This is a genomic window from Pseudomarimonas arenosa (assembly GCF_014841215.1).
GTDB lineage: Bacteria > Pseudomonadota > Gammaproteobacteria > Xanthomonadales > Xanthomonadaceae > Pseudomarimonas > Pseudomarimonas arenosa.
On sequence record NZ_JACYTR010000106.1, the window covers coordinates 1 to 6,220 of the forward strand.

Consider the following 6,220-nt stretch of genomic DNA (forward strand, 5'->3'; position numbering starts at 1 on the left):
CATTGCGTCTGAATTCCGGAAAAACATCCCAAAAGCAGCCAAATCCGGTCTGCGAAGGCCACACGAACGTCCGGTCGGGACGAACGTCGCGATCTTGAGGGGCTCGTGAAATATCCGGGTTAGAGCCCCTCTCCCCTGGCGGGAGAGGGGTTGGGGTGAGGGGGAAGCTCAAGCGCTGCGCCCCCGCTCCCCCGGCCCCTCTCCCACGAGGGGAGAGGGGAGCAAAGCGGTGCTTGGCGCAGCGTGGTTTTTGGGTAGCCCCGAGTCTTGCCCTGCGCTGCGCGCGGACCTTGAACCGGAGCCACTTTGAGCCCCTCTCCCCTGGCGGGAGAGGGGTTGGGGTGAGGGGGAAGCTCGAGCGCTGCGCCCCTCTCCCCCGGCCCCTCTCCCGCGAGGGGAGAGGGGAGCAAAGCGGTGCTTGCAGCGTGGTTTTTGGGTAGCCCCGAGTCTTGCTCTGCGCTGCGCGCGGACCTTGAACCGGAGCCACTTAGAGCCCCTCTCCCCCGGCCCCTCTCCCGCGAGGGGAGAGGGGAGCAAAGCGCGACCTCAGCGAACCAATGGGTTACGCCATCGGTTCATGGAGAGGGGTCGGGGTGAGGGTCGGGCGAAGCGACGCGCGCAGCGATGCGCCAGACCCAGGCTAATACTGCCGCGGCAGAAACGGCGTCTCGGGCTGCTTGGCCCGCTGCCTGGCAATGGCGAAATTCCTGCCCAACATCAACTTCAACTGCCAGCGCTTCTCCAGCGCCAGGCTGCGGTTCGGCGAGCGCTCGCTGATCGCTTGAACTACCTGTTTCGCCGCATGAATGGCGTCGGGCGAGCGCTGTGCGTATTCAGCGGTGAGCTGTTGCGCTGCGGCTAATGGATCATCGGCCACCTGGGTCACCAGACCGAGCGAACGCGCCTGTTCGCCATCGATAATGCGCGCGCTGAAACAGAGGTCCTTGGCGACATCCGCTGACAGCAGACCACGCAGGCTTTCCGATAAGCCCATATCCGGCACCAAGCCCCAACGTCCTTCCATGATCGATAGCTGCGTCGCCGGATGGGCGATGCGAATATCCGCGCCCAGAGCGAGCTGCATGCCGGCACCGAAACAGTGGCCGTGCAAGGCGGCGATCACCGGCACCGGCAGACGGCGCCAAATCAGGCAGGCTTGCTGAAACAGGCTCTGGCCGGGGCGGATCAACTCCCACACGCCGAACAGGCGGTTGCGTCGGTCGGCCAGATCGGCCAGATCAATGCCGGCACAGAACGATTCACCTTGGCCAGAAAGGATGACGGCACGCAGAGTTCGATCGCGACGCAAGTCGCGACCGGCCGCCAGCAGCTCGCGCATCATGGCAAAACTCATGGCATTGCGCTTGTCGGCACGGGCCAGCTGCAGTTCGACGATGTCGTTGTGGCGGATCTGGCGTAGCAAGGCCATCGAGGGTCTCCGGTCAGGGTCGTCATTATGGCGGCAATCGGCGGCAGCCATTCGCGTATAGACAGTATCCGTTGCATCTCGCAGCGGGCACGGGCTCCCGCCCGCCGGGGGATTGTGCGGCGCTGTTGGCCGGCGTAGCCTCGCCGACACAACTCGGCGGTCTTGGTGAGGTGCGCGATGCGACGGAGTATCGGGGGCCTGTGGGCATTGGGGATCGTCCTGCTTGTGCTGCCGACGTCAGTGGCCAGGGCCGAATCACGGCCGGCGGTGCCATTGGCCGAGGTTACCGACGTCGCAATGGGTCGGCGCCACACCTGCGCGCTGACCGGCAGCGGCATTGCGCGCTGCTGGGGCGGCAATGAAACCGGACAGCTCGGCCTCGGTGACAGCTCGACGGTCACCGTGCGGGTGTATCCGGTGGTAGTGCCCGGGCTCCCCAGCAACCTGCTCGATATCGGCAGTGGCGACGAGCACAGCTGCGCGATTACCGCCGCCCGTGGATTGAAGTGCTGGGGCTTGAACGGCGCGGGGGCCCTGGGCAGTGACAGCGAGCTGTACCAGATTCCAAGCCCGGTTGATGTGATCGGCCTGCAGGGGCCAGTGACCGCCTTCAGCGGTGGCGCCGAGCATAGCTGTGCCCTGCTCAGCGATGGCCGGGTGCAGTGCTGGGGTAGCAACAGCCGCGGCCAGCTGGGCGACGGCAGCAACAGCGACCGTCGTACCGCCATCCTGGTGCAGGGTTTGCCGGCTAGTGCCTTGCGCATCAGCGGCGGCGGTGTGCATAGCTGCGCCCAATTGAGCAATGGTGAAACCTGGTGTTGGGGAGCCAACGAGTTTGGCCAGCTCGGCGACAACAGCACCCAGGATCGCAATCGCCCGGTCAAGGTGCAGGCACTGCCCAGCGGTGGGCGCGACCTGGCCAGTGCCTACAACGCCAACTGTGCCGTCAGTGCAAGCGGCGCGGTGCATTGCTGGGGCGCACAATACCCGCTGCTGGCCTTCGATGCAGATAGCTTGATCGCTCAACCGTACCCCGGCTTTGAGCAGGGCTTTCAATCGATCGCCGCCGGCACCTTCCACTTCTGCGCCTTGCGTAGCGATGGTGCGGTGAAATGCCTGGGCGACGGCAACGAAGGGCAGTTCGGCAATGGGCCGATTGACGGCAGTCTGGGCACCGATCTGGTCGTTGGTCTGGCCGACGATATCGTAGCGGTGGCCGCCGGTGGTCATCACAGCTGCGCCCGCGCAGACAGCGGCGGGCTGCAATGCTGGGGTCTGAACACCGAGGGTCAGCTTGGCAACGGGCAAAGCAGCCGGCGCGCGGCGCCAACGCCGGTAGCCGATCTCGATAGCGGCGTGGCCAAGGTATCCACCGGCGGCTTTTTCAGCTGTGCCCTCACCCAAGGCGGTGGAGTCAAGTGTTGGGGCTACAACGGCGCCAACCAGCTGGGTGACGGCACCGATCTGTTTCGCTACCGCCCGGTCGATGTGCTGGGACTGACTTCGGGCGTGCTGGCGCTGGCCACGGGCGATAGTTCGGCCTGTGCGATCAAAGCCGATCGCAGTGTGGTGTGTTGGGGCGCCAACTATAGCGGTGCCCTGGGCAATGGCGACACCCTCAATCGCGCAACGCCCGAACCCGTGCTGGGCCTCGACTCGCCGGCCCTGGCGATCGCCATGGGCCGCGAACACGGTTGCGCGATCCTGCAAAGCGGTGGAATCAAGTGTTGGGGGCAGAACGACTTTGGCCAGCTCGGTGACGGCAGCCTGGAAACGCGCCTCACCGCAGTCAGCGTGCAGGGACTGGCGGCCAATCCGACCGCCATTGCCGCCGGCTACTATCACACCTGCGCCAGTGTCAGCAGCGGCATGCAGTGTTGGGGCGCGAACGAGTTCGGCCAACTGGGTGTCGGCGACCGCAACGATCGGCTGCGACCGACCAGTGTGCAGGGCATCAGCAGCCCGCCGCTACAGATCGACGCCGGCATCGTGCATACCTGCGCCCTCAACAGCAACGGTGCGGTGCAATGCTGGGGTTATGCCAGTTTTGGCAGCCTGCTCGGCGATGGCAGTGAGCAAGATCGCTTGGTGCCCGGCCCGGTGCCGACCCTGCAATCGGGCGTGGCACAGGTCGCGCTGGGCGCATTCCACAGCTGCGCACGCCTTCAGAACGGCGCCATGCTGTGCTGGGGCCAGGGCGGCACCGTGGGTGACAACACCTTGCTGTCGCGTTCGCTGCCGACGCCGGTTGCCGGACTCAATCGCAATGTCCAACACATCGATGCCGGTTTCGGCAACCAAAGCTGTGCCGTGGTGGGCGGAGCTGCCCGCTGCTGGGGAGAGAACAGCTTCGCCCAGCTGGGCGACGGCACCGCGCACGGCATTCCGTTGCCGCAAACGGTACTGCAGGATGAGTTTGGGCTGCGCGTCGATCCTATCGTTGCCAACGCCAATGGCAGCAGCGCGGCCCCGCGCTTCGATGCCAGTGGTCGATACGCGGTGTTCGAATCACGTGCCGACAATCTGGTCGCCGGCGATCAGAACGGCGTCAGCGATATCTTCCGGCTGGACACCGAAAGCGGCGAAGTCGTTCGCGTATCGCAGGACGATGCAGGCGGGGAATTGAACGGCGCCTCCAGTGCGCCGACGCTATCGGATGACGCCGAACTCATCGTCTTCGTCGCTCCGGCCAATGCCGCTCAAAAACTGGCCGGCGAGTCTGCAGAACAGCGTGCGGCGCGTCTTCAAAAGAACCAGGGCAGCTTGTTGCTGCGCTCGATGCAAACCGGCTCCACCCAGGCGGTGCCCAGCACTGGCTTGGCCAATCCCGGTACGCCCACCCTGGCGGCCAGTGGCAACAACCTTGCCTTCAGTGCCGAAATCCAGGATCCACAGCAAGGCACGGTCGGCCAGCGCAATGTCTATGTCGTGCCGATCGATCGCAGCACAGCGGTGCCCAGTCTAGGCGCACCGCAGTGCGTCACCTGCATGCCGCTGAGCAGTACAGGCCAGGTCGGTTCCACCGCGGCCAATGGCGCCAGCGAATCACCTGCACTGTCGGCCGATGGCCAGTGGCTGGCCTACCAGACGCAGGCCAGCAATTCGATCAGCGACAGCCCATCGCCCTGCCCGACCGGCACCGCGCAGATTCTGCTGCGCAATATGCAGTCGGGGCAGACGCAGCGGGTCAGCCCCCCAAGTGGAACTCCCAGTTCAAGCTGCGCCAACCGCGGCAGCGCGAAGCCCAGCATCAGCTACGACGGCGCCAAGGTGGCCTTCGAATCCGATCAGCCCTTGATTGAGGGCGATGCCAATGGCGTGAATGATGTCTACCTGTGGCAATCGGGCGACACCGCACTCAAGCGCATCAGCACCAGCGCGCGCGGCAACGACACCTCAGCGGCAGCGTACGCCGCCAGCCTGTCGGGCAACGGCAAGCACCTGGTGTTCGTCAGCGAGGCTGGCAATCATGATCTGAGCAGTACCGACAACAATGAGGTCGCCGACGTCCATAGTGTCGCGCTCGACGAGGCCGGCAGCATCACCCGCCTGTCGCGTACCAGCACGGGTAGCGAGATTTCCGCCGCCAGCACCCAGCCCAGTGTCAATTACGATGGCTCGCTGCTCGCCTTCAGCAGTGCGGCGAGCAACCTTGGCGCCAGCATCGCCGGACAAACTGGCGTCTATGTACGCGGCAACCCAAGCGCTCCACCGAAACGCAGTGCCGCCTGGTGGATTCCCGCAGAGAGCGGCTGGGGTGTGCACATCTTCGATCAGGGCAATCTGCTGGCCCCCATGTGGTTCACCTATGACCATGATGGTGAACCCACCTGGTTTCTTATCGGCGGCGCCCGTGCCAACAGCAACGGCAGCTTTGGCGGCGAGGTGTTTCGCTTCACCGGCACGCCGTTTGCTGAGATCAATGGCCCGGCCACCCGCTCAGCAACCCCCATCGGCCAGATCCAGCTGAACTACTTCGGCGAATCACGCATGCGCTTCGACTATCAGATCGAGGGTGTCAATCAAAGCAAGACGCTGCAACGCTTCCCCTTTGCCAGCCGCGACATCGTCTGTGCAACGGCACCCAACTTCAGTCGCAGCGAGGCTCTCAACTACAGCGACCTGTGGACCGGCAACGAGGACAATGCCGGCTGGGGATTCACCCTGTATCACTTCGACAGCAGCCTGGTGGCGGTCTGGTACACCTACGACCTTGATGGCGAGGCGGTATTCTTCGTCGTCAGCACGCAGCAAACCGGGCCTGCGCGATTCAGCGGCGAGGTATACCGTCAGCGCAATGGCACGCCGTTCAGTGCGATTGATGGCAGCCTGCCGAGCAGCGGCGGCGACCTGATCGGAACGGCGCGCTTCGACTTCATCGACGGTGAACTGGCTGACTTCAGCTACGAGATCGGTGGTGTCAGTCAAACGCGGCAGATCCGCCGACTGTTGGTGGGCAGTGAGGCCAGCGTCTGCCGGGTGCAGGACGGCCGCGTGCCCTAGCAAGTTGCTGAAATACCTCCATCCTGGAGGTTTTCAGCGCAAGCGGTCGCGGCAAAGCCGCGCCACCCATGCCGGAAATCAACCACTCGCGTGTTCGATTTCCGCGCGCGCCGTCCGTGGCGCGCAAGATCAGGCTGCTGAAATGAGTCTCAGCAGCCTGCTAGGAGCCTGGGCGGCAGAAACCTGTCTCGATAATATCGCGGCATGCCGACGACTTATCGCCCGTATCACCCAGACCAGAGTTTTCTTCTTCCGCCGTCTCCCGCCGAGTGGTTGCCCGAGGACCAT

General features: G+C 64.6%; 2 protein-coding genes. One reads left to right on the plus strand and one right to left on the minus strand.

Features of this window, described 5'->3' with window-relative positions; all coding sequences use genetic code 11:
* Positions 1-640: 640 nt before the first annotated feature.
* Complete coding sequence (locus IFO71_RS21145; protein ID WP_192031679.1) at positions 641-1,429, minus strand: crotonase/enoyl-CoA hydratase family protein; 789 nt, start codon at positions 1,427-1,429, stop codon at positions 641-643.
* 177 nt (positions 1,430-1,606) lie between these two features.
* Between IFO71_RS21145 and IFO71_RS21150 the strand changes: the two genes are divergently transcribed.
* The gene (locus IFO71_RS21150) at positions 1,607-5,932 is read left to right on the plus strand and encodes a PD40 domain-containing protein (RefSeq protein WP_192031680.1); all 4,326 of its coding nucleotides are present in this window, start codon (positions 1,607-1,609) and stop codon (positions 5,930-5,932) included.
* The last annotated feature ends 288 nt before the right edge of the window (positions 5,933-6,220 follow it).